Below are 2,819 nucleotides of genomic sequence, written 5' to 3' on the forward strand. Positions count from 1 at the left end.
TGCCCCGGACGGGGGTCCTGCTGGTGCGGGGTTTCCGGATGGTGTGTGGTTGTTCTTTGAGAACTCAACAGGGTGCTTGATAAGCCAGTGCCAAATTGATTTATACCCCGGACTGGCAGCTCTTCTTTGGGAGGGTTTGCTGGTTGGGATTCCTTTGGCAACACTTTTGTTGTCAGGATGATTGTTCAACAAAGTTTTTTGTTGGAGAGTTTGATCCTGGCTCAGGACGAACGCTGGCGGCGTGCTTAACACATGCAAGTCGAGCGGAAAGGCCCTTCGGGGTACTCGAGCGGCGAACGGGTGAGTAACACGTGAGCAACCTGCCCTAGGCTTTGGGATAACCCCGGGAAACCGGGGCTAATACCGAATATGACCTGGCCTCGCATGAGGCTTGGTGGAAAGTTTTTCGGCCTGGGATGGGCTCGCGGCCTATCAGCTTGTTGGTGGGGTGATGGCCTACCAAGGCGACGACGGGTAGCCGGCCTGAGAGGGCGACCGGCCACACTGGGACTGAGACACGGCCCAGACTCCTACGGGAGGCAGCAGTGGGGAATATTGCACAATGGGCGGAAGCCTGATGCAGCGACGCCGCGTGAGGGATGACGGCCTTCGGGTTGTAAACCTCTTTCAGCAGGGACGAAGCGTAAGTGACGGTACCTGCAGAAGAAGCGCCGGCCAACTACGTGCCAGCAGCCGCGGTAAGACGTAGGGCGCGAGCGTTGTCCGGATTTATTGGGCGTAAAGAGCTCGTAGGCGGCTTGTCGCGTCGACTGTGAAAACCCGCAGCTCAACTGCGGGCCTGCAGTCGATACGGGCAGGCTAGAGTTCGGTAGGGGAGACTGGAATTCCTGGTGTAGCGGTGAAATGCGCAGATATCAGGAGGAACACCGGTGGCGAAGGCGGGTCTCTGGGCCGATACTGACGCTGAGGAGCGAAAGCGTGGGGAGCGAACAGGATTAGATACCCTGGTAGTCCACGCTGTAAACGTTGGGCGCTAGGTGTGGGGGGCCTCTCCGGTTCCCTGTGCCGCAGCTAACGCATTAAGCGCCCCGCCTGGGGAGTACGGCCGCAAGGCTAAAACTCAAAGGAATTGACGGGGGCCCGCACAAGCGGCGGAGCATGCGGATTAATTCGATGCAACGCGAAGAACCTTACCTGGGTTTGACATGGCCGCAAAACCTGCAGAGATGTGGGGTCCTTCGGGGGCGGTCACAGGTGGTGCATGGCTGTCGTCAGCTCGTGTCGTGAGATGTTGGGTTAAGTCCCGCAACGAGCGCAACCCTCGTTCGATGTTGCCAGCGCGTTATGGCGGGGACTCATCGAAGACTGCCGGGGTCAACTCGGAGGAAGGTGGGGATGACGTCAAGTCATCATGCCCCTTATGTCCAGGGCTTCACGCATGCTACAATGGCCGGTACAATGGGCTGCGATACCGTGAGGTGGAGCGAATCCCAAAAAGCCGGTCTCAGTTCGGATCGGGGTCTGCAACTCGACCCCGTGAAGTCGGAGTCGCTAGTAATCGCAGATCAGCAACGCTGCGGTGAATACGTTCCCGGGCCTTGTACACACCGCCCGTCACGTCACGAAAGTCGGCAACACCCGAAGCCGGTGGCCCAACCCGTAAGGGAGGGAGCCGTCGAAGGTGGGGCTGGCGATTGGGACGAAGTCGTAACAAGGTAGCCGTACCGGAAGGTGCGGCTGGATCACCTCCTTTCTAAGGAGCACCTTCACCTGAAAGGGTGCAAGGAGCCCGCGGCCCGCGAATGTCGGGTCGGGGTGCTCAATGGCGGAGACACTGGTTAGTCGGATGCCGGCAACGGTCGCGGATGTCTAGTACACGCCCTTCGGGGTGCAGGAACGGCGGATGTGATGCGGCTGGGGTTCGGCGTAAAGCACCCTGTTGGGTCCTGAAGGAACAACCTCGGTTGTCTTTCAGAGCCTTGAAGGCGGGCGTGAGCTCGTCGAGGCGCCAGGCATGGCCTGGTCTCGCATACCGCCGGCGGATCGTCGGGCTGGTGTGGGGCTTGTGGGTTGTGGGTTGGTCGTTTGTTGAGAATTGCACAGTGGACGCGAGCATCTTTGTGGTCAAGTTGTCAAGGGCGAACGGTGGATGCCTTGGCACCAGGAGCCGATGAAGGACGTGGGAGGCCGCGATAGGCCTGGGGGAGCTGTCAACCAAGCTGTGATCCCAGGGTGTCCGAATGGGGAAACCCGGCACCAGTCATGTGGTGTCACCCGCACCTGAACACATAGGGTGTGTGGGGGGAACGCGGGGAAGTGAAACATCTCAGTACCCGTAGGAAGAGAAAACAACAAGTGATTCCGTGAGTAGTGGCGAGCGAAAGCGGATTGAGGCTAAACCGGCTGCGTGTGATACCTGTCAGGGGTTGCGTGGTCGGGGTTGTGGGACCCTGCGACACGAGCTGACACTCGTGTGAGGAGTTACAAAGTCAGTGGCTAGTTGAACAGTCTGGAAAGGCTGACCGTAGACGGTGATAGTCCGGTAGGTGAAAGCTGCTGACCTCCTGTGGGTGTTCCCGAGTAGCGGCGGACCCCTGAAATCTGCCGTGAATCTGCCAGGACCACCTGGTAAGCCTAAATACTTCCTGGTGACCGATAGCGGACGAGTACCGTGAGGGAATGGTGAAAAGTACCCCGGGAGGGGAGTGAAATAGTACCTGAAACCGTTCGCCTACAATCCGTCGGAGCCTTGCGGGGTGACGGCGTGCCTTTTGAAGAATGAGCCTGCGAGTTAGTGGCATGTGGCGAGGTTAACCCGTGTGGGGGAGCCGTAGCGAAAGCGAGTCTGAATAGGGCGT

General features: G+C 59.1%; 2 rRNA genes (1 of these 2 running past the window's edge). Both read left to right on the top strand.

Going from position 1 to position 2,819, the window contains the following annotated elements:
* The first annotated feature begins 198 nt into the window (after window positions 1–198).
* A 16S ribosomal RNA gene (locus tag ABZV78_RS31270) occupies window positions 199–1,714 on the top strand.
* 369 nt (window positions 1,715–2,083) lie between these two features.
* Window positions 2,084–2,819 (top strand): 23S ribosomal RNA (locus tag ABZV78_RS31275) (it continues 2,472 nt past the right edge of the window).
* Together the 16S and 23S rRNA genes form the textbook arrangement of a ribosomal RNA operon.

The sequence above is a fragment of the Micromonospora sp. NPDC004540 genome (assembly GCF_040610095.1).
Lineage (GTDB): Bacteria > Actinomycetota > Actinomycetes > Mycobacteriales > Micromonosporaceae > Micromonospora.